Consider the following 20,545-nt stretch of genomic DNA (forward strand, 5'->3'; position numbering starts at 1 on the left):
GGAGACCGGCATGAATCTGCCCCCAACAGTCACGGATCGCGCCTTTGAACGCCTCGCAGAAATCGGCGCGGCGGATCAGGGTCAGGCACTGCGCGTCGCAGTGGAAGGCGGCGGTTGCTCGGGGTTTCAATACGAAATCGCTTTGGATACGCCAAAAGAAGATGATTTGGTCCTTGAAGGCAAAGGGCAAAAAGTCATTGTCGACGCCATTTCGCTGCCCTTCCTGGAAAACGCGGTTATCGACTTCACCCAGGAACTGATCGGTGCGCGATTTGTAATCGACAACCCCAACGCCACCTCTTCCTGTGGTTGTGGCACATCTTTTTCGATGTAACCGTGGGGGCTTTGCCCCCACACCCCCAGGATATTTTCGGCCAGATGAAGCAGAGGTCCGCCCTCTGACCGAAAGACCAGAGGGCTTCACCTGGCGCGGTCATCGGCGTCCCCGCCTGTACCGCCACTTCAGCTTGAAGAAATTCGGTTAATAATCCGTTTCTTCATCTGGCCAAAAATATCCCGGAGCGCGAGGCAGAGCCTCGCAAATACGATCTCCGCCTTGCCGTTGGGCCCGTTCTGCGCGATAGGATGCACCAAGTCTTCGGAGGATCGCGCATGAAAATCGCCACGTTCAACATCAACGGCATCAAAGCGCGGGTCGAAGCCCTGCCCCGTTGGCTGGACGAAGCGCAGCCGGACGTTGTGCTGTTGCAAGAGATCAAGTCGGTCGATGAAAACTTCCCGCGCGAGATATTCGAAGAGCGTGGCTTCAACGTGGAAACCCATGGACAAAAAAGCTTCAACGGCGTTGCAATCTTGTCGAAGCTTCCCCTCGAGGATGTATCCCGCGGCCTTCCCGGCGATGACGCGGATGAGCAGGCCCGTTGGATAGAAGCCACCGTCGTTGGTAAAAAGGCTCTTCGGATCTGTGGATTGTACCTGCCCAATGGCAATCCGGCGCCCGGCCCGAAATACGATTACAAACTGGCATGGATGGAGCGGCTGTATCACCGTGCCCGTGATTTGCTGGCAACCGAAGAACCTGCGTTGATGGCGGGGGATTACAACATCATCCCGCAGGTGGAGGACGCCAAACGCCCCGAAGCATGGCGCGAAGACGCATTGTTCCGCCCCGAAAGCCGCACCGCGTTTCGCAAGATCCTGAATCTGGGCTTCACCGAAGCGTTCCGGGCCACCACCCAAAGCGCGGGGCACTATTCATTCTGGGACTACCAGGCCGGGGCCTGGAACCGGAACGACGGAATTCGGATCGATCACTTTCTGCTGACCCCGCAAGCGGCAGATCTAATGCGGGATTGCCAGATTGATGCCGCCGTGCGCGGGCATGAAAAACCCTCGGATCACGTGCCTGTCTGGGTCGATCTGGATATTTAGCGGTTCAGGCCGTGACGTCGTAGGTGTATATCCATTCGTAGCGGCGTGACAATTTCCGTCCGATGGCCATAAGCGCACATTGGGCCGCCAAACGGGCGGGGCCTGACAGGTGGAAATTGCGTGCGTTCGACCCGGCAGCGGCAACCACGCTTTCTGCCCTTGGTCGGCGCGTTTTTTCGTAGGCGGCAAGCGCACTGGCGACACCCGAATGTTCGTCGAAAGATCGTGCGAGCACCCAGGCATCTTCCAACGCCAGGCAGGCGCCTTGTGCCATGAACGGCAAGGTCGGATGCGCCGCGTCCCCCAGCAATGCCAAACGACCGTTCTGCCATTTTTCTGCGACCGGGCGCAGGAACAGGGCCCACAGATTCACATCCGAGACCTTTGACAGAATCTCACCTACCGGACCGCCGAACCCTGAAAAACGTGCACGCAATTCATCCGGATCGCCGTTCAGCTTCCATCCCTCTTCCCTCCAGTCCGAGCGTTCCTCGACCGCAACGATGTTCATCATGCTTTGATCGCGCAAAGGATAGGTTACGACATGCCGACCCGGCCCCATGGTCAGGGATGCCGTCACCACGCCTGAATCCGGTCGCCAGGGAATGGTGGCGCGCCAGGCGACCTGGTGCGTGAACTCTGGTGTCTCGGGCCCGTTCAGAGCCGGGCGAATCGCGCTTCGGCCACCGTCGGCGGCGATGACGCATTCGGCGCGCAGCCGTTCGCCGCTCGCCAACAGAATTTCGGCTTCGTTGGGGTGTTTGTGCACGTTGGAAACCTTGGCCCCCAGACGGACATCCACGCCGGCCTTGCGGGCCGCAAAATGCAGCAGATTCAACAGATCGGCGCGGTGAAAATAATAGGTCGGGCCAGCCGAAGGACCGGGCAGCCGGCTGACAACGCGGCCTTTGCGGTAATCGCGCAAGATCGTACCGTGCGACTTCTGGCCCGCAGACAGATCCGCCACCCCAAGCGCGCGCAACACGCACAACCCGTTTTCACTGATCTGCAGACCGGCGCCAACCTCGGTTAATGCCGGGGCTTGCTCTAGCAGGGTGATCTGCGCCCCGTGTTGCCGCAGCGCCAACGCAGCCGCCAGACCGCCGATGCCGCCACCAATTACACAGAAATTCAACCGATTGATCTTCATGCCCCCCGCATAACGCAAAAACGCCAGAGCCACAGGCCCCGGCGTTCGAAATTTTCCAGTTTCACCCGGCGATCAATCGTCGCGATGGACCTTTTCGCGGCGCTCGTGGCGCTCTTGCGCCTCCAGCGTCATGGTCGCAATCGGACGTGCATCCAGGCGTTTCAGCGAAATCGGATCGCCGGTCTTTTCGCAGTAGCCGTATTCACCCTCTTCGATCCGGCGCAGGGCTGCGTCGATCTTGGCAACCAGCTTGCGCTGGCGGTCGCGTGTCCGCAGCTCCAGAGCGCGATCGGTCTCCTCGCTCGCGCGGTCTGCGACATCCGGGATGTTTCGGGTGTTGTCCTGCAGCCCTTCGATCGTATCGCGGCTGCCCGCCAAAAGCTCATTCTTCCAATCCAACAGCTTGCGGCGGAAATATTCAAGCTGACGTTCATTCATGAAAGGTTCATCTTCGGCCGGGCGGTAATCCTCCGGCAGAAAAACTTCCTGTTTCATATTTGCTCCCTCGGTATGGCCAGAAACGTCGGTCGCGGATGTTTCACCTGACATTTGGCACCCCCTTCTGCGCAGCGTTTAGCCGACGGGCGTGGGATTGTCACTACACAAACGTTGCTTCAGCACGCCCTCGTGCCGTTTTGTCTAAATATGAGACAAACAACAACAAAACCCTGTTTTTCTATGAAATTTAGCAGGCCTTTTTGAGGCAGGTGTCAATTTGCATGGCGCATTCGCGCGCACGAATCAACCAAAAGGGCTTGGAGTTCCTGCAAAAATCGCCTCAACCGACGCAGGGACGCGGGTTGTCAAAATCATTGACCGTCTGTAACCCGGACAACACAACCTGCCCACGGATCACGAAAAACCACACGAGAAGCCCATGACCGCACGCTTTCAAGGTACAGCCGAATATGTCGCCACTGACGATCTGACGATTGCCGTGAACGCCGCCGTCACACTTGAACGCCCATTGCTGGTCAAGGGCGAACCCGGCACCGGCAAGACAGAACTTGCCAAACAGGTGGCCGGCGCGCTGGGGCTGAGGATGATTGAATGGAACGTGAAATCCACCACCCGCGCGCAGCAGGGCCTGTATGAATATGACGCGGTCAGCCGCCTGCGGGACAGCCAGTTGGGTGAGGAACGCGTGCATGACGTGACGAACTATATCCGCAAGGGCAAGCTGTGGCAGGCCTTCGAGGCCGACGAAAAGGTCGTTCTGCTGATCGATGAGATCGACAAGGCGGATATCGAGTTTCCAAACGACCTTTTGCAGGAACTCGACAAGATGGAGTTCCATGTCTACGAGACAGGGGAAACCATCCGGGCCAAAAACCGCCCGATCGTCATCATCACCTCGAACAATGAAAAGGAATTGCCGGACGCGTTTCTGCGCCGCTGCTTCTTCCACTACATCCGCTTCCCGGACGAGGCCACGATGCGCCGCATCGTCGAGGTTCATCACCCCGGCATCAAGGATGCGCTGCTGACCACCGCCCTGACCCAGTTCTATGAAATCCGCGAGACGCAGGGGCTCAAGAAAAAGCCGTCAACATCGGAAGTGCTGGATTGGCTGAAGCTGCTGCTGGCCGAGGACCTGAGCGACGAAGACCTCAAACGCGGCGGCACAGATGCGCTTCCGAAACTGCATGGCGCGTTGCTGAAGAATGAACAGGACGTGCATCTGTTCGAACGTCTGGCCTTTATGGCACGCGGCAAACGATAGCCGGACGGTGACCAGACGGTGATCATGGCTTGCCTTGCGGCGGCCCGGATGCCAGCATCGGCCCATCTGGCGAAACAGAGCTTCGCCGCCCACAGAATTGGATGACTCGCGTGGCGAACGCACTGACAATCCGCACCCTGCGTGCCGAGGACAAAAGCCAATGGGCCGACATGTGGCGGGACTATCTGGCATTTTATGAAACCGCCCTGCCCGATGATGTATACGAAACAACCTTTTCCAGACTGCTGGGCGACGACCCGCAGGATTTTTCCTGTTTCGTTGCCGAGCAGAATGGCGCCTTGGTCGGGTTAACACATTATCTGTTTCATCGCCACGCCTGGAAGGTGGAAAAGGTCTGCTACCTGCAAGACCTGTTCGCGCGACCCGAGGCACGAGGGGCAGGCGTTGGCCGGGCCTTGATCCAAGCGGTCTATGACGAGGCCGATCGTCAGGGCGCGCCGTCGGTCTATTGGCTGACCCAGGATTTTAACCACACTGCGCGGAAACTGTATGATCGCATCGGCACACTGACACCGTTCATCAAGTACGCCCGCTCATGAAGCGATTGAGTGCCCTTTTTCTGGCACTGGTTGTTGCCGGCTGCGCGACGGTTGAAACGATCGAGCTGCCCGATCAGGTCGCGCCCATCGAAGCAAGCCTGCCGCCTGCCAAGTCTTTTTCAACGGCACGTCCTTCGCCGCCTGCTCGATCGAACAAGAACATCGCCTCGGATTTCTTGTCCCTGCATTTTGAACTGGAAAGCGGCGCCGCCCTGCCCGTTTTCACGCGATTTGAGACCCCGGTCACAGTCCGCCTGGCCGGATCGCCGACCGCAAGCATGCAGCAAGATCTGACCCGGTTGCTCAACCGCCTGAGGCGTGAAGCCGGAATCAACATCCGACAGATCGACGAAGGCCAGGCGAATATCACCATCGAAGCCGTCAGCCAGAAAAACATTCTGCGCATTCTGCCCAACGCGGCCTGTTTCGTCGTCCCCAACTCCTCCAGCCTTGAAGAATATCGCCGTGACCGCCGAAAGATCAAAAGCAGCTGGACAGAACTGCACAAACGCGAACGGCTTGGGATTTTCATCCCATACGACGTCAGTCCGCAGGAAATACGTGATTGCCTGCATGAAGAACTGGCGCAAGCGCTTGGTCCGCTGAACGATCTGTATCACCTGCCGGATTCGGTGTTCAACGACGACAATATCCATACGGTTCTGACCGGGTTCGACATGTTGATCCTGCGGGCTGCCTATGCGCCGGAACTGCGCACCGGCATGACCCGCGATCAGGTTGCCGCGGTCATCCCGGGGGTTCTGAGCCGGATGAACCCGCGCGGGGACAGGGTGCCCGTTCAACCCTTTACGGATACACCGCGCGAATGGATTGACGCGATCCAGAAATCACTGGGACCGGGCGCGGGGTCGCCCAGACAGCTGCGCGCTGCCCGAAAGGCGGCACGGATCGGTCAGCAGCAGGGATGGACGGATCACCGCCGCGCCTATCCTCATTACCTGATGGGCCGGATGGAACAATTCCGGGACCCCATCGAAGCCCAACGCCAGTTTCAGATTGCGCAGCAATTTCTGAAGGCCACGCCCGGCACAGAGGTGCATCAGGCCTATGTCACCACGCAAACCGCGGCATTCGCGCTGGCACAGGAAAAGGGACCCAGTGTTCTGCCCGAACTGAACAGGGCCATCGATGTCATGACACGGGCAGAAAATGCGTCTTTGCTGGCCACGTTGCTGTTGCTGAAATCAGAAGCGCTGAAACAGGCGGGGCAGATACAGCAGGCACGTGCCGTCAGGCTGGACAGCCTGGGATGGGCGCGGTACGGGTTTGGCTCGGATCTGGTGGCCCAGTCATTGTCGCGGGGCAATGGCCGAAGAAACACGGATGGCACGAAAGACGGATGACGCACATATGTTGGTAGTTCTGGGAATGGCGGCACTGGGTGCAACCTTGGGCGCCCTGACCGCGAAAAAGCGCAGCGGTAATCGGGCCGACATGGCGCAATATGCCGCCGGATACGGCATTGCCTTTGCGCTGGTGGGTCTGGTGATCTCGTTGATTCTGGTGCGTTTGGTGGCCTGACACGATGTTCCTGCCCTTTTTCGAAAACCTTCGCAAAGCTGGCATCCCGGTATCGCTGCGGGAGTATCTGACTTTTCTGGAAGGCATGAAAAAGGGTCTGGCCACCTATGATATCGAGGCGTTCTACTATCTCGCGCGCGTGTCGATGGTGAAGGACGAACGCAACATCGACAAGTTCGACCGCGCCTTTGCCGCCAGTTTCGAAGGACTGAACGAGATCAGCTTCGATCAGGTTCTGGAAGCCGTTGACATCCCCGGCGACTGGCTGGCCAAAATGGCCGAAAAGCACCTGTCTGATGAAGAAAAAGCCGAGATCGAGGCGCTTGGCGGTTTCGACAAGCTGATGGAAACGCTGCGCGAGCGTCTCAAGGAACAACAAGGCCGCCATCAGGGCGGAAACAAGTGGATCGGCACGGCCGGGACCTCTCCTTTCGGGGCCTATGGCTACAATCCCGAAGGCGTGCGCATCGGCCAAAAGGAAAGCCGCCACCAGCGCGCGGTCAAGGTTTGGGACAAGCGCGAATTCAGAAACCTGGACGACACGGTTGAACTGGGCACCCGCAACATCAAGGTTGCCCTGAAACGCCTGCGCCGCTGGGCGCGCGAAGGTGCTGCGGAAGAACTGGATCTGGACGGCACCATTCGCGCTACGGCCGAGCACGGCTATTTGGACGTCAAAACCCGACCCGAACGTCACAACGCGGTCAAGGTTCTGCTGTTTCTGGACGTTGGCGGATCAATGGACCCGCATATCAAAGTGGTGGAAGAGCTGTTTTCAGCCGCACGGTCCGAGTTCAAGCATCTGGAATATTTTTATTTCCACAATTGCCTTTACGAGGGCGTCTGGCGTGACAATCGCCGCCGCTGGGACCAGCAGACGCCCACGCATGAAGTGTTTCGCACCTATGGGCCCGACTACAAATGCATCTTCGTCGGCGACGCCTCGATGAGCCCGTATGAAATCGCCTATCCCGGCGGCGCCAACGAGCATTGGAACGCAGAGGCCGGGCAGGTCTGGCTACAACGCGCGCGGGATCAATGGGCGTCGAACCTGTGGATCAATCCCGTGCCCGAGAAGTATTGGGAATACACCCACTCCATCAGCATGATTCAGGAGATCTTCGAAGGCCACATGGTGCCGATGACCCTGGCCGGGCTGGAACAGGGCATGAAAGCGCTGACCCGTTGAGGTCAGCGCCAGAGTTTACCCGGCAATTGCCTGAATCCCAAGAAACAGGATCGCTGCCAGCATTGCAGCGGCGGGAACCGTGATAACCCACGCAGCAACGATGGTCAGGAAATGCGACCGACGAACCAGCTTGCGGCGGCGGCGTTCTTCCGGCGCGACGCGGGGGCGTTCAGGGAAAGCCCGGCTGGCGCGTCTCAGCCGTCGCTCGGCATCCCATTCCCGAAAGAACCCGACACCGAAGACAGCGCCAACCGCGATGTGGGTGGAACTGACAGGCAGGCCCAGCCAGCTTGCAACGATCACCGTGATTGCGGCCGACAGGGCAACGCAATAGGCCCGCATCGGGTTGAGCTTGGTGATCTGGCTGCCGACCATACGGATCAGTTTCGGACCAAACAGGAACAGGCCGAACGATATCCCGAACGCACCGATGACCATGACCCAATAGGGAATGCTGACGGCATGAGTGAAGTCGCCCGAGGCAGAAGCCTGCACAATCGCGGCCAACGGTCCCACCGCGTTGGCAACGTCATTTGCACCATGCGCAAAACTCAGCAGTGCCGCAGACACGATCAGCGGAATTCCAAACAGAATTTTCAGCGACTTGTTGCGGTTCTCAAGCCCCTCGGACTGGCGGCGGATCACCGGGATCATCACTGCCCAGATCAGCCCGCCACACGCCGCACCGATCAGCAACGCTGTCCCGAGATCAATTTTGATGATTTTCTTGAGACCCTTGAGCGCCAGATAAGATGCAAAGGCGCCCGCCATGATCCCGACCAGCATCGGCACCCATTTGCGGGCCGCGGCGATCTTGTCTTCCTGATAGATGATCCTGGCCTTGATGAACCACAGGAAACCGGCTGCGACCAAGCCCCCCAGAAGTGGCGAGATCACCCAGCTGGCAGCGATCTTGCTCATGGTGCCCCAGCTTACGGCGCCGAACCCAGCCGCAGCGATCCCTGCCCCCATTACACCGCCCACGACCGAATGCGTGGTAGAAACCGGCGCGCCGATCCAAGTCGCCAGATTGACCCAAAGCGCCGAGGACAGCAGCGCCGCCATCATCGCCCATATGAAGACGTCGGCCGTTCCCATGCTTTCCGGCGCGATAATTCCCTTGGCGATGGTCGACACGACATCGCCCCCGGCAATGAGCGCCCCGGCACTTTCAAAAACAACGGCAATCGCAATGGCACCGCCCATCGTCAGCGCATTCGCCCCCACTGCGGGACCCATGTTGTTGGCGACGTCATTGGCCCCGATATTCAGCGCCATATAGGCCCCGAACATCGCCGCGATCACGACGACAAGTGAATTGTTGCCCTGCCCGAACAGGAAAGCGGCCACAAGGCCTGCGACGACAATGAATGCCAGGGCGATCCCTGAGCCCACAAAGGGTCGTCCAGCCTGTGCGGTCGCCATTTCGAGGCGTGAAAAGCGCCGCAAATCCCGGTCGAGTGTTTCCAGGTGACGCGCTTCATAGTTCTTGTCGGTCATGGGTCCCCCATCGATAGCGCCCTGTCGGTTAAGTGGGATCGTTGAAATAATCAACAGCTCATATCGCAAGATCACAACTTATCGAAGGTTGTGCCGATTTCGGCGCACGAAAAAAGGTTATGCCGAATTCGGCGCACGAAAAAAGATTATGCGGGTCCCGACGAACATCCCGCAGGTGTGACTTGCGCAAAGCCCATGTTCGGACCATATCTTTGACATGCTTCGATTAACCCCGATCCTGCTGGCAATTGGCTACGCCATCGTGATGTACCGCATTTCGGTCTGGCGCACCCATCGTGAGTTGGACGCAAAATCGACCGAACTGGCCGACCCGGTGCTGAAACGTATGACGGACCGGCTTGCCGCAGCTTTGGAAATCGATCGGGTCCCTGTCTATATCTACGAGATTGACCCGGTGAACGGGCTGGCTGCTCCGGATGGTCGGATTTTCATCACGCGCGGGTTTTACCGAAAATTCCGCAACGGAGAGGTGTCGGCCGAGGAAATGGCCAGCGTGATCGCACATGAGCTGGGACATGTAGCCTTGGGTCACGCAAAGCGACGGATGATTGATTTTTCAGGCCAAAACGCGATGCGGACGGCGCTGATCATGGTGCTGAACCGGTTTATTCCGTTTATCGGAGCGATGATTGCGAATGCCTTGACATCATTACTGGCCTCGCGCCTGTCACGACAGGATGAGTATGAGGCGGACGAATATGCCGCCGCCTTGCTGACCAAGGCCGGAATCGGGATCGGGCCGCAGAAATCCTTGTTTCACAAGCTGGAAGACCTGACGCAACAACGGGCGGGCGTTGCCCCGGCATGGTTGATGAGCCACCCGAAAACGGGTGAGCGCATTGCGGCACTGGAGGCCCTTGAGCAGCGTTGGGCGCGTGGCTGAGGGTGCGCAGCGAGAGGCCAGCCTCTCGCGCTCTCCGGGATATTTTTAGCCAGATGAAGTGGGATCCAGTTTATTGGGTGAGCGCCTTGCCAAGGCGTGGAAGGCGGGCCTTTTTCATCAGCGCCCGCAGGGTCCATTGGTGGCCGGAAAGGCGGATGGCTTCACTCAGAACGCGATCGGCGATGGTCGCCAGGCCGTCAGGGTCAGATAACCAGAGACCATGCAGCAAGCCGTCGGGATCTCGGCGGTCGAGCCCCTCCTCTGCCAGAATATTTCTGGGGAAATCCTTGGCGTTGACGGTCACGATGACGTCGGCCGAGGCGGTGATGGCCGTCGCCAGAACGTGGATATCGGCTGCGTCGGGCAGCCAGAGGCGCTGCTCCAGCCCCGGGACCGGCGCGCGTTCGGCCCTTGGCCACTGCGCTTGCGCCAAGGCAATTTCGGCGCGGGCTTGCGCCTCGCCCGTCGGGCCCAGCTTGCGCGCGGCGCGGGCCCATTCTTCGAGGATGCGGGCAGACCAGATCGGAGTGAAATGGCCAAGGCGGGCCGCGCCCAGCAGCATCTCGCGCATCACCGTGGGATAGATGACGCAGGTGTCGAGAACGGCCTTCACAGGCGGTAGAACACTGCTTTGAGGTAGCCGCTTTCCGCCAGTTGCGGCAGTTGCGGGTGATCGGGACCCGCAAACCCGGTGTGGATCAATTGCGCCTGACGCCCGGCGCGCCCGATCCCACGGGAGGACGCATCGCGGAACCGGCTCAGGTCAGCCGCGTGCGAACACGAACACAGCCCTATATAACCACCGGGTTTGACCAGAGGCGCCGCCAGTCGTGCGATACGTTCATAGGCGCGCAGCCCCGCATCCAGCGCTTGCCTGGACGGCGCAAACGCGGGCGGATCGCAGATCACCACGTCAAATCGCGCGCCTTCTTCACCCAGTTGAGTCAGAACCTCGAACGCGTCGCCCTGTCGGGTCTGGAACTTTTCAGCAAGGCCCGACGCCTCGGCCCCTTTTTTCGCCAGGTCGAGCGCGGCGGCTGAGCCATCGACGGACAATGCCTGCCCCGCACCGCCTGCAAGCATCGCCAGACCGAAGCCGCCCACATGGCTGAACACGTCCAGCACCTGCGCATCGGGATGAACCAGGCGCGCGGCAAAGGCGTGGTTGGGGCGCTGGTCGTAAAACAGCCCGGTCTTCTGACCGCCTGTCAGATCCGCCATGTAGGTGGCGCCATTCATCGGTACCGGCAGGGGCGCATCGGGCGCGGTTCCGCGCAATACCTGGTTGACGTCGTCCAACCCCTCCAGCCCGCGTGTACGGCCCGAGGCGTTCTTCAGCACCGTGGTCACGCCAGTGACTTTGACCAGAGCTTGGGTCAGCACATCCAGGTGCGCCTCGGCCCAGGCCGCGTTCGGCTGAATGACGCAGGCCTCGCCAAAGCGGTCGATGATGACGCCGGGGAAGCCGTCCGCTTCGGCATGGATCAGGCGATAATACGGGGCGTCAAACAGGCTTTCTCGCAGATCGAGGGCGCGCTGCAAACGGCTCTCGAACCACGTCGCGTCAAGCTGCGCGTCGATGTCATGGTCCAGCACCCGGCACATGATCTTGGACGCGGGGTTGACCGCGACCAGCGCGACGGGCGCCCGTTTGTCATCTTCGAGCACGGCCAGAGCGCCCGCCGGAATTTTTCGGGTACGGCGGTCGGTGACGATGTCATTGGCGTAGACCCAGGGGAAACCATGGCGCAGGCCGCGCGCATTGGCTTTGGGTTTCAGGCGGATACGGGGACGGTCGGCAGATTGGGTCATGGCGCCCTCATAGTCCTGAACGCGCCGGTGGGAAAGCCCTAGCGGTTACGGGATCGCCAACCGCCGCGGCGTTCTGGGGCCTTTGCCGTCTGAAGGCCTTCGGTCAGAACCTGTGTCATCGGATGATCGGGGTTCTGCTCGGCATAGCCCGCGTGCAGCTCGGCCAGCGCCGTGTTCTGGTCGCGATCTGCGGGAAGGCTCAGCGCCCAGTCCAAAAAAATGCTGCGACACTCTGGCAGGGTGATGCCGTCGATTCGATAGGCTTCCCGGATCAGACCTTTGTGGTCGTTGGGATCACTGCTGCGCGCCATCTTCTTCCCCCTTGATCACGCCGCCGATCAGATCGGCCGCGGTCGTGTAACATTCCTGCAATGCCGCCTGCAAAGCCTCGACCTGTTCGAACCCGGTGGCGCGGCACAAAAATGCCGTACCGCCTTCGCCGATCTTGTCGGCTTCGATTGTCTTGCCCGACAGCAACCGCGCGGCGCATTGCACCGACCAAAATAGGTCATAGCAGTCTTTCAGAGATTGCGCCTGCGCGACATCCAGCAACCCGGCTGCGACGGCGCCATCCAGACCCGACGCGACATCGCGCTGCGCGGACCCCGCCAGCAAAGCACCGGTTTCCGCCATCAATTCGATATCCATCAGCCGGCCGGGGCCGTTCTTGGCGTCCCAGATGCCGGCGGGCGCCTTGGCCGCCGCCAGGCGCGACCGCATCTCGGCCACTTCGCGCAGAACCTTCCCCTGCTCTCGCGGGTGCGACAGAAACTCGGTGCGGAAGGCTTCGATTTCCTCGGCCAGTCCGGCATCCCCGGCAACAACATGCGCGCGTGTCAAGGCCAGATGCTCCCACACCCAGGCTTCGTTCCGCTGGTAATTGACAAAGCTGGCCCAACTGGTTGCGACCGGCCCCTGATTGCCCGAGGGACGCAATCGCATATCGACCTCATACAAGCGTCCCTGCGACATCGGAGCGGACAATGCCGTGATCAGGGCCTGCGTGAACCGCGCATAATACGTGCGCGTGGCCAAAGGGCGCGGACCGTCAGACATATCCTGATCCAAAGGATCGTAGATGACGATCATGTCCAGATCGGATTGCGAGTTGATCCGGCCTGCCCCCAGCGACCCCATCCCAAGCACGGCAGCGCCACGCCCCGGTGCAGCGCCGTGTTTGCGGGCGAAATTCTCGGTGACATGCGGCAGGATGGCCGCGATGACCGACTGCGCAAGATCGGCATATTGCCGACCTGCCTTTTTTCCGTCGATCAGGCCGCGCAGGTGATGCACGCCGACCCGGAAATGCCATTCCTTGCACCAGCGTCGGGCAAGATCAAGCTGGGTTTCATAATCTGTTTCTTCCGACAAAGCCTGCGTCAATTCCGCTTGCAACGCCTCTTGCCCGGGCCAATCCGCAAAGAAACTGCCCCCGATCACCGCATCGAACACCGACGCGTTGCGGGACAGGTGCGATGCCAGAGCATGCGAGGTTCCGACGATATCGATCAACAAGTCGATCAGTTGCGGATTCGCCTCGAACAGCGAAAACAGCTGCACCCCGGCGGGCAGGCCCGCCAGGAACCCGTCCAAAGCCATCAATGCTTCGTCGGGCTTGGCGGTTTTGGCCAGACGTGACAGCAATTCGGGGCGCAGACGTTCGAAAATCCGCGCGCCGCGCTGGGACCTGAGGGCCGGATATGTCGTCCATCGGGCCAGAACGTTCTTGTCGAACTCCACATCCTGTACATGGGCGGGCGCCGCACCAGGTCCGGGGGCAAAGAACCCTTCGGTCAGCTCATGCACTTCGGTCAGGCGGTTTTTCAGGTCCTGCGTCAACTCGGCGCTGCTGATCCCCATCAGGCAGGCGACGCGTTCGATCCCGTCGGGTGAGTTCGGCACCTTGTGAGTCTGCGCATCATGAATCATCTGGATGCGATGTTCGACTTCGCGGTGCGCGCGGTAATGATCTGTCAGCTTGTCCGCCACATCCTGTGGCACCCAGCCTTTTGCCGCCAGCGCCGCCAACCCGGGAACCGTGCCTCGCACCCGCAGGTCAGCGTCCCGCCCACCCGCGATCAACTGGCGGGTTTGCGTGAAAAACTCGATCTCGCGGATACCGCCCTGCCCCAGTTTCATGTCGTGACCGGGGATCGACAAAGACCCGCCCGTCCCTTTGTTTTCCCGGATGCGCAGGCGCATGTCATGGGCGTCCTGAATGGCGGCAAAGTCCAGATGGCGGCGCCAGACAAAGGGGCGCAAGCCGTCAAGGAAACGCTGCCCCGCATCCAGATCCCCGGCGCAGGGGCGCGCCTTGATGTAAGCCGCGCGCTCCCACGTACGACCGAGGCTTTCGTAATACCGCTCGGCGGCCTCCATCGCCATGCAAACCGGTGTCACGGCCGGATCGGGGCGCAGCCTCAGATCCGTTCGGAACACATAGCCATCCGCCGTCTTCTCGCTCAACGTCGCACAGAAGTTGCGCGTGGCCCGAACCATGCCCTGCCGGGCCTCGTAAAAGTCATCGGGGTCAAAGCGCGTTTCATCAAACAGGACGATCAGATCGATATCCGAGCTGTAGTTCAGCTCATGCGCGCCCATCTTTCCCATCGCCAGTATGACCAGGCCGGCTGCGGTTTCGACATCATCCTCGGTCATGCCCGGCAGCTTCTTACGCCGGATCAATGTTGCGATCTCGGCCTTGGCGGCAACATCTGCGGCCAGCGCACCGAAATCGGTCAGGGCCGCCGTGACCTTCTCCAACGGCCACGCACCTGCAATATCGGCCAACGCCGTAAGCAGAGCCATTCGCCACTTGGCCTGCCGCAATCCGGGTTTCAACTGATCCGGCGGCAGATCACGCGCAGCAGCCATGACGTCAGCAAATGCCTGATCCGGGTGCATCAGGGCCTCGGGCAGCCAGCCCTTCTCTTGTTCGATCAGACTTTTCAGATAGGGGCTTGAACCGGCGGTGCCCGCCACCAATTCCGCCATCTCGGCCGGCAAATCAGGCATCAGGGCCCGCGCTTCGGCCCCCAGGGATGGATCGAAAGCGCGCGGAAGTCGTGAAATGGCTAAAACGTCTGTCATGGGCGCAAACTGCGCATTGCGGCGCGTGATCGTCAATGGGGCATTCTGATCAGGTGTTCTGAACCGGCGTGTCCTGACTGAAACTGTTGACCCAAACGTCGTCTCTGCGTTCCCACAACGACGAAATCAGCATCGCCTCGCGCGTTGTCGCACCCGAGCGAAGGTAATCGGCCTTGTAGGACAGCAAGACGATATCCGGTGTCAGAACACGCAGTCTTTCGCCGCTCAGTTCGAACTCGGCCATCGTCGGTGCGTCTGCAAATTGACCGACATGATCGTCACGATTGGCAAATCCCGTCGGATAGACCCCAAGAAAATCCGCGCTCAGCAACGCCCGGTCCGCGCTTGCGTTGCCCTCGACCAGCGCCATCCAGACCTGCTTTTCCAAATTCAGAATTTCATCCAGCGCAGGTGCCGTTTTGTGTTCTGTCAAATCCATTTCCGCAACCTGCGGCTGATGGCGCTCACCGTCAACCGAATTGCTGAATGTAAATCTTTTTTACATTACCCCCTTGCAACCCCCGCCCACGACCCCATCTAATCAATGTGAAAAGAGTTTACATCAACCCTGGAGAGCTCAAATGACCGCATTGTCCGACCCCGCCGTCCCCGCGAATCCGGGATGGCTTTATCGAATCGAGGCCTGGCTGGATGACAAAGGCAAAGGGGCCTGGATTGCCGCCATGGTCCTTGGTTTCATCTTCTTCTGGCCGGTTGGCTTGGCCCTTCTGGCTTACATGATCTGGAGCAAACGCATGTTCAGCAAATCCTGCAGCCGCCGCAAATCCTGGCACAGCCACATGAGCGCGATGAAACCATCAGGCAACAGCGCATTTGACGCCTACAAGGCAGATACACTGGCCCGCCTTGAACGCGAACAGCAGGATTTCGAGGCGTTCCTGCGCCGCCTGCGCGATGCCAAGGACAAGGCCGAATTCGACGAGTTCATGGATGAACGCGCCCGCGAGAACCATGAAGACGACGAAAATGCCAAGCCGGCCTGATTGACCTTGCCCTGTCCCGGCAATCCGGGACAGGGTACCCTGACCCATTTTTTCGGACCTGACGAATGAACCACCTGCCTGACCCGGATACCCAACCTGATTTCTACCGCTCGGTGACAAGCAAACGCTTTGTCGCTTGGTTGTTTGATATCGCCTTCATCTCGCTGCTCTGCACGGTGGCGATCCTGTTGAGCGCAGGCCTCGGTCTGTTTTTTCTGGCAGTGATCTATGCCGTGATCAGCTTTGTCTATCGCGTAGTAACCATCACCAACGGCTCGGCCACACTGGGCATGCGGTTCATGGGAATCGAATTGCGCGACGCATTCGGAGAACGAATGGATATGGGCAAGGCCATCGCCCACACTGCCGGCTATTTCGTCAGCATGGCGTTTGCGGTGATCCAGATCATCTCGGTGATCATGATGATGACCAGCGCCCGCGGCCAGGGTCTGACCGACAGTTTTCTGGGCACGGTCATGATCAATCGACGGGCCTGACACGCGGTTGCGCGAAACACTTGGCGGCCTCGGGAACGGTTGCTATCATCCCTCCCGAGGCTATCTGGGAACTTCATGCGACACACGCTGCCAATTGCGCCACAATTCTATGTCACGGCCCCGCAACCCTGCCCCTATCTCGATGGCAGGATGGAGCGTAAGCTGTTCACCGCGCTTCAGGGCGAAGGTGCGGAACAGTTGAACAATTCCCTGTCGCAGCAGGGGTTTCGCCGGTCGCAGAATGTGCTCTACCGCCCTTCCTGCACAGATTGCGCAGCCTGCCTGTCCGCCCGGATCGACGTCTCGGCTTTCCGCCGGACAAAAAGCCAGAAACGCGCTGTGAAACGCAATGGATATCTGCAACGCCGCGCCACATCGCCCTGGGCCACGGACGAGCAGTATGAGCTGTTCCGCCGCTATCTTGACACCCGGCACGCCGATGGCGGCATGGCCGACATGGATGTGTTCGAATTTGCGGCAATGATCGAAGAAACCCCGATTCGAAGCCGAGTGGTGGAGTATGCAGATCCTGAGACCGGCGACCTGATCGCTGTCAGCCTGACCGACGTGCTCGATGATGGGCTGAGCATGGTCTACTCTTTCTACGATCCGAACCAGCCTCAGAATTCTCTGGGCACCTATATGATCCTGGACCACATCGAGATCGCGCGCGAAGCTGGCCTGCCCTATATCTACCTGGGCTATTGGGTCCCCGGCAGCCCCAAGATGGGTTACAAGGCAAAATTCTCCGGGCTTGAAGCCTATGTTCAGGGCGAATGGCAAAAGATCACAGATCCTGATACCTTCTGCGCTTCCTCACGGCACCCCCTGTCCACCGCTCCGATTGCCGAGCAAGTGGCCAATATCCAGCTTCCCGACCGCCACCCCACCAAGGGCTGACCATCCGATGAAACAGAAGCTGCACGCCGTCACCCTCGTGGTGCCGGATTACGATGACGCACTTGCGTTTTATACGGAAAGACTTGGCTTCCAGCTCTTGAAGGACATCGATCTCGGAGGCGGAAAACGCTGGGTCCTGATCACACCGCCGGGTTCAGACGGCGGCGCCCTTCTTCTGGCCAAAGCCGACGGGCCCGAACAACGCGCCGCCATCGGCAACCAGACCGGCGGCCGTGTGGGCTTTTTCCTTCAAACCGATGATTTCCAACGCGACTACACACAGATGCGTGCCAATGGGGTCCATTTCGAAGAACCCCCCCGCGTCGAAACCTATGGCACAGTCGCCGTCTGGTGCGATCCTTATGACAACCGCTGGGATCTGATCCAATTCACCTGATCCGCTTCTTCATCTGGCCGAAAATATCCCGGGGATGAATTGGCAGCAGGGCAAGAAGGGGCTGGCCCCTTCTCAGCAACAAACAAGAAAAAGGGGGCCTTCGGGCAAGGCCCTATAGGTAAATGTTGAAAGAGGCTGAGAGTTCAGCCTCTTTCCCTTTGTGCTCAGATTGAGAAGTTCGAAAATTGGCGCCAACTATCAGACGTTCGATTTTGGTGCAGCGAAGGACCGCTTCGAGCCCATAGTGCCTGATACTGCATGGTGCACGAACGTCGGCTTTGTTTCCAGCCACGACTAAGAAACCAATCAACATTGTACCGTGTTGTCCGAGAGGTTGGCACCACAGGCTCACTGGTGGCGGTGTTTCTTGCACACTACGCTTCACCATGAATTTAATGAACATGGCACGTGATGACAAGTTCCCCGCTTTGTCGCTCCCGTTTTCAAGCGTAAACAAACGGCACTCACGATATTTGGTCGGCCTTAACTGCCCGGGCCAAGAGAACAGGTCAGGTTGCCACCATACCACCCGGCAAACACGCCGCGCGAACGTTGGCCTTTGAGTTTTCTTTTCAAAAGCAATCCAGCTTGGGTGTTGGGATAGTTGCGAAGATAGGCCTCCGCCCAAGCAAGGTTGTGGTACCTATCGCTTCGCGTAGTCCAGAAAAATGTATCTTGGGGACCGCTTAAGCCAACTGGGTTATTCGGCGCAGCTGATGACTGAACAAGCCATACCAATGCTCCATGGATATCTGTCTGACGGCTCTTATGTCGAAAGCCTTTTCCACCGCCACGCCGCGATGCATCCATCGCAAGCACGAGGTACCCGTATGTGATAAACGTGTAGTGTAGTTGCCGCTTGGCCGGACGTTTGTTGCGAGCTTGGTCAAATGTACCGGCCAAAGGGGCATTCGGGCGCATTTGCCGCGCTAGATATGCTAGATCTCTTTCACCTTTTTTGAACGCTTTTCGATTACCTGTTTCTGCACCCCATGCCAAAAGCCCAGCCGCACGGGCGGCATGGCCTTCTTTGCCGTACATCTGCTCGAAACCGCCTACTGAGCCTGCCCTTGCTGCAAGCCGATCTCCCCACTCCGCAATTGCGACAACTCTTGGGTCATTTTTTCCCAGAATTGCGCTTAGTGAACTGTGCACCATCGACAAGTTGAGTAGGATGTTCGCTTGCCACCAGGCTGCGTCTACCTTAACGCCATCGTACAAACCTTGTTTTTCGAATGATCTGGCCTGAGCGGCGGCTGCAAGTTGATCGGCGATCCGGCTGGCGTCCGCCTTGGATCCGGTACGAAGTAGATGGGAATTTGCTGCGCCGAGCTCATTCATGAAAACAGCGGGAGGTCGGTCTTTGCCTGATGCTGTTTTGAAGGGTTGAGTGATTGGTGCGGTTGTGAATTTGGAAGGCTTACGTTCCGGGCACCAGGCATTTCGGTAGGAACTATTCGCAGAGAAGAATTCCAGTCTTTTTTGGGCGTTTGCGAAATCGGCCGCCACGGGTTTTGCCCCTAAAACCCCAACACAACATATTAAAATTAAAACGAAAAATGACCGCATATCACCAATATCCCACTAGAATACTTATCACTGATGCTAGTGAGGTGTTCGGGAATCAGTCAAGCACCACTCTTGAATTACGAACCTTCCGCAAAACTGTAACTGGTACATTTCGGAATTAGGGTTTGGGAACCTCAACTATGAACGAACGCTTCCATATTGTTGTGTCGTTCCAAAGAGGGCTGGATTTGGGAACATTAGGGCCTTGAAAATTTCCGAAATCCTGATTGCCGCTGCTGTTGTCGGGACTACCCCGCTTCCAATTGGAGAAATTCATCGGCTCATTATTTGCCCATCCCCAGCCACCATCAGGCTCCGCGCCTTCGGGGTCCTGCACCAAGCCAATTAATGGTCCCAGAGCGAGGTTTCCCTCAAACGCCCAGTGCCCATCATCTTCCAGCGTCAGTTGATACACAAAGTCGTTTTCTTCTCGGTCAGTGATGGTAACGAGGTGTCCACCCAAGGCTTCGGAAACCTTTTCAAGAATCTCAAATTCTGCGCCCCACGTTCTAATTACGTAGTAAGTCGAATCCTTGTATTCGCCGACGGTTACTAAATCAAAAATTTCGAGCAATTCTTCGGGAGATGGATCTAAGGTCAGAAAGTCCTCGAGGTATTCAGGGTCAAAACTTTTGGCTTCGTCGGATTTGTTTGACAGAAGGACAAAGGCTGAGAAGCCAATAGATATTAATACAACTGCGAACAAGAGGGGCAAAAAGTACTGCCCACGAACCCAAGCCTGAAGTCGTCGCGCGGCTTTCTCGTAGGTTGGCAGGGTGGCCTCACCTACTTTGTACACCTTCAATGGTTGATCAAGGTTTTTGACAAAATGCTCGCCGATTTTTGTGAAGCGGTAATCCAAGCTTCCTTTGACTTGCTCAATAACGTTTTCGGCTAAACAGATTCCACCGGGTTCCGAAATCATCTCAAGCCTTGATGCTACATTCACTCCGTGACCCAACAAATCACCATTGGGTTGCTGAACGACCTCACCAATATTGATACCGATCCGGTACCTCATGCGGTCACTTGTTCTAAGCTGAGCATTGTTAGCATTGTGTTGTTCTTGAATGGAAATAGCGGCTTCCACCGCGCCGGTGGGATTGTCAAAACACGCCAGCACGCTATCGCCTGCCGTGTTTGCGATCCTGCCTCCGTAAGACTTGATAATCGGATCCATAATCGAACGAAGCTCTGCGAGACGATATAGGGTAGCCTCTTCATCCTCAGAAACGAACTTCGTAAACCCAGCAACATCTGCCGCCAATATCGTCAATAGTCGCTTTGAGTTTTTGTACACATCAAACTCGCAAAAA

22 protein-coding genes are annotated in these 20,545 nt (G+C 58.4%); 12 read left to right on the top strand and 10 right to left on the bottom strand.

Annotation, left to right across the window (positions count from 1 at the left end; all coding sequences use genetic code 11):
• Positions 1–10 precede the first annotated feature (10 nt).
• Entirely contained in the window at positions 11–334 is a 324-nt protein-coding gene (locus ACR0FB_RS02725) for a HesB/IscA family protein (protein ID WP_152458245.1), read from the top strand.
• 278 nt (positions 335–612) lie between these two features.
• Positions 613–1,392 carry an exodeoxyribonuclease III gene (gene xth, locus ACR0FB_RS02730; RefSeq protein WP_171631859.1) on the top strand — a complete coding sequence of 260 codons (780 nt, stop codon included), beginning with the start codon at positions 613–615 and terminating at the stop codon, positions 1,390–1,392.
• 4 nt (positions 1,393–1,396) lie between these two features.
• On the opposite strand, the gene ACR0FB_RS02735 is transcribed toward xth, so the two are convergent.
• A complete protein-coding gene (locus ACR0FB_RS02735) occupies positions 1,397–2,542 on the bottom strand; it encodes an FAD-dependent monooxygenase (RefSeq protein ID WP_480619605.1) in 1,146 nt (381 codons plus the stop codon).
• Between the two features lie 72 nt (positions 2,543–2,614).
• Entirely contained in the window at positions 2,615–3,037 is a 423-nt protein-coding gene (dksA, locus tag ACR0FB_RS02740) for an RNA polymerase-binding protein DksA (protein WP_171167736.1), read from the bottom strand.
• A 382-nt stretch (positions 3,038–3,419) separates the two neighbouring features.
• On the opposite strand from dksA, the gene ACR0FB_RS02745 reads away from it, so the two are divergent.
• The 5 genes from ACR0FB_RS02745 to ACR0FB_RS02765 all read left to right on the top strand — a co-directional run bounded on the left by ACR0FB_RS02745 (position 3,420) and on the right by ACR0FB_RS02765 (position 7,556).
• Positions 3,420–4,265 (top strand): AAA family ATPase, encoded by an 846-nt coding sequence (locus ACR0FB_RS02745; RefSeq protein ID WP_480619607.1) that lies wholly within the window; start codon positions 3,420–3,422, stop codon positions 4,263–4,265.
• Between the two features lie 101 nt (positions 4,266–4,366).
• Positions 4,367–4,825 (top strand): GNAT family N-acetyltransferase, encoded by a 459-nt coding sequence (locus ACR0FB_RS02750; RefSeq protein ID WP_171631848.1) that lies wholly within the window; start codon positions 4,367–4,369, stop codon positions 4,823–4,825.
• On the top strand, positions 4,822–6,189 hold the full coding sequence (locus ACR0FB_RS02755) for a DUF2927 domain-containing protein (RefSeq protein ID WP_480619609.1): 1,368 nt from the start codon (positions 4,822–4,824) through the stop codon (positions 6,187–6,189). Before ACR0FB_RS02750 ends, ACR0FB_RS02755 begins: the two co-directional genes overlap by 4 nt.
• A complete protein-coding gene (locus ACR0FB_RS02760) occupies positions 6,170–6,367 on the top strand; it encodes a hypothetical protein (protein WP_171630689.1) in 198 nt (65 codons plus the stop codon). The genes ACR0FB_RS02755 and ACR0FB_RS02760 overlap by 20 nt, the downstream gene beginning before the upstream one ends.
• A gap of 4 nt (positions 6,368–6,371) precedes the next feature.
• On the top strand, positions 6,372–7,556 hold the full coding sequence (locus ACR0FB_RS02765) for a vWA domain-containing protein (RefSeq protein WP_171631843.1): 1,185 nt from the start codon (positions 6,372–6,374) through the stop codon (positions 7,554–7,556).
• Between the two features lie 15 nt (positions 7,557–7,571).
• Here the strand turns inward: ACR0FB_RS02765 and ACR0FB_RS02770 are convergent, their stop codons facing one another.
• On the bottom strand, positions 7,572–9,056 hold the full coding sequence (locus ACR0FB_RS02770) for an inorganic phosphate transporter (protein WP_480619611.1): 1,485 nt from the start codon (positions 9,054–9,056) through the stop codon (positions 7,572–7,574).
• Between the two features lie 217 nt (positions 9,057–9,273).
• On the opposite strand from ACR0FB_RS02770, the gene ACR0FB_RS02775 reads away from it, so the two are divergent.
• Positions 9,274–9,960 (top strand): M48 family metallopeptidase, encoded by a 687-nt coding sequence (locus ACR0FB_RS02775; protein ID WP_152458255.1) that lies wholly within the window; start codon positions 9,274–9,276, stop codon positions 9,958–9,960.
• Between the two features lie 70 nt (positions 9,961–10,030).
• Here ACR0FB_RS02775 and ACR0FB_RS02780 read toward each other — a convergent pair whose 3' ends face one another.
• The 5 genes from ACR0FB_RS02780 to ACR0FB_RS02800 are packed head-to-tail and all read right to left on the bottom strand — an operon-like array spanning position 10,031 to position 15,301.
• Positions 10,031–10,573, bottom strand: coding sequence for an RSP_2648 family PIN domain-containing protein (locus tag ACR0FB_RS02780; protein ID WP_171631838.1), 543 nt, complete (start codon positions 10,571–10,573; stop codon positions 10,031–10,033).
• Positions 10,570–11,772: an RSP_2647 family RNA methyltransferase gene (locus ACR0FB_RS02785; protein WP_480490404.1), complete on the bottom strand. Its 1,203-nt coding sequence runs from the start codon at positions 11,770–11,772 to the stop codon at positions 10,570–10,572. The genes ACR0FB_RS02780 and ACR0FB_RS02785 overlap by 4 nt, the downstream gene beginning before the upstream one ends.
• 38 nt (positions 11,773–11,810) lie before the next feature.
• On the bottom strand, positions 11,811–12,083 hold the full coding sequence (locus tag ACR0FB_RS02790) for a hypothetical protein (RefSeq protein ID WP_171631831.1): 273 nt from the start codon (positions 12,081–12,083) through the stop codon (positions 11,811–11,813).
• The gene (locus ACR0FB_RS02795; RefSeq protein ID WP_480619613.1) at positions 12,067–14,862 is read right to left on the bottom strand and encodes a [protein-PII] uridylyltransferase family protein; all 2,796 of its coding nucleotides are present in this window, start codon (positions 14,860–14,862) and stop codon (positions 12,067–12,069) included. Before ACR0FB_RS02795 ends, ACR0FB_RS02790 begins: the two co-directional genes overlap by 17 nt.
• A 49-nt stretch (positions 14,863–14,911) precedes the next feature.
• On the bottom strand, positions 14,912–15,301 hold the full coding sequence (locus tag ACR0FB_RS02800) for a DUF4440 domain-containing protein (RefSeq protein ID WP_480619615.1): 390 nt from the start codon (positions 15,299–15,301) through the stop codon (positions 14,912–14,914).
• A 142-nt stretch (positions 15,302–15,443) separates the two neighbouring features.
• Here ACR0FB_RS02800 and ACR0FB_RS02805 point away from each other — a divergent pair, with 142 nt between their 5' ends.
• The 4 genes from ACR0FB_RS02805 to ACR0FB_RS02820 all read left to right on the top strand — a co-directional run bounded on the left by ACR0FB_RS02805 (position 15,444) and on the right by ACR0FB_RS02820 (position 17,660).
• Entirely contained in the window at positions 15,444–15,866 is a 423-nt protein-coding gene (locus ACR0FB_RS02805) for a DUF2852 domain-containing protein (RefSeq protein ID WP_171631824.1), read from the top strand.
• Between the two features lie 65 nt (positions 15,867–15,931).
• On the top strand, positions 15,932–16,363 hold the full coding sequence (locus tag ACR0FB_RS02810; RefSeq protein ID WP_171723093.1) for an RDD family protein: 432 nt from the start codon (positions 15,932–15,934) through the stop codon (positions 16,361–16,363).
• Between the two features lie 75 nt (positions 16,364–16,438).
• Positions 16,439–17,263: an arginyltransferase gene (locus ACR0FB_RS02815; protein ID WP_480490408.1), complete on the top strand. Its 825-nt coding sequence runs from the start codon at positions 16,439–16,441 to the stop codon at positions 17,261–17,263.
• Between the two features lie 7 nt (positions 17,264–17,270).
• Positions 17,271–17,660 carry a VOC family protein gene (locus tag ACR0FB_RS02820; RefSeq protein ID WP_171723091.1) on the top strand — a complete coding sequence of 130 codons (390 nt, stop codon included), beginning with the start codon at positions 17,271–17,273 and terminating at the stop codon, positions 17,658–17,660.
• A 483-nt stretch (positions 17,661–18,143) separates the two neighbouring features.
• Here the strand turns inward: ACR0FB_RS02820 and ACR0FB_RS02825 are convergent, their stop codons facing one another.
• The gene (locus tag ACR0FB_RS02825; protein WP_480619617.1) at positions 18,144–19,229 is read right to left on the bottom strand and encodes a hypothetical protein; all 1,086 of its coding nucleotides are present in this window, start codon (positions 19,227–19,229) and stop codon (positions 18,144–18,146) included.
• Positions 19,230–19,347: 118 nt separating this feature from the next.
• Positions 19,348–20,529 carry an adenylate/guanylate cyclase domain-containing protein gene (locus ACR0FB_RS02830; protein ID WP_480619619.1) on the bottom strand — a complete coding sequence of 394 codons (1,182 nt, stop codon included), beginning with the start codon at positions 20,527–20,529 and terminating at the stop codon, positions 19,348–19,350.
• Positions 20,530–20,545 lie beyond the last annotated feature (16 nt).

It is taken from the genome of Ruegeria sp. P10 (genome assembly GCF_056534925.1).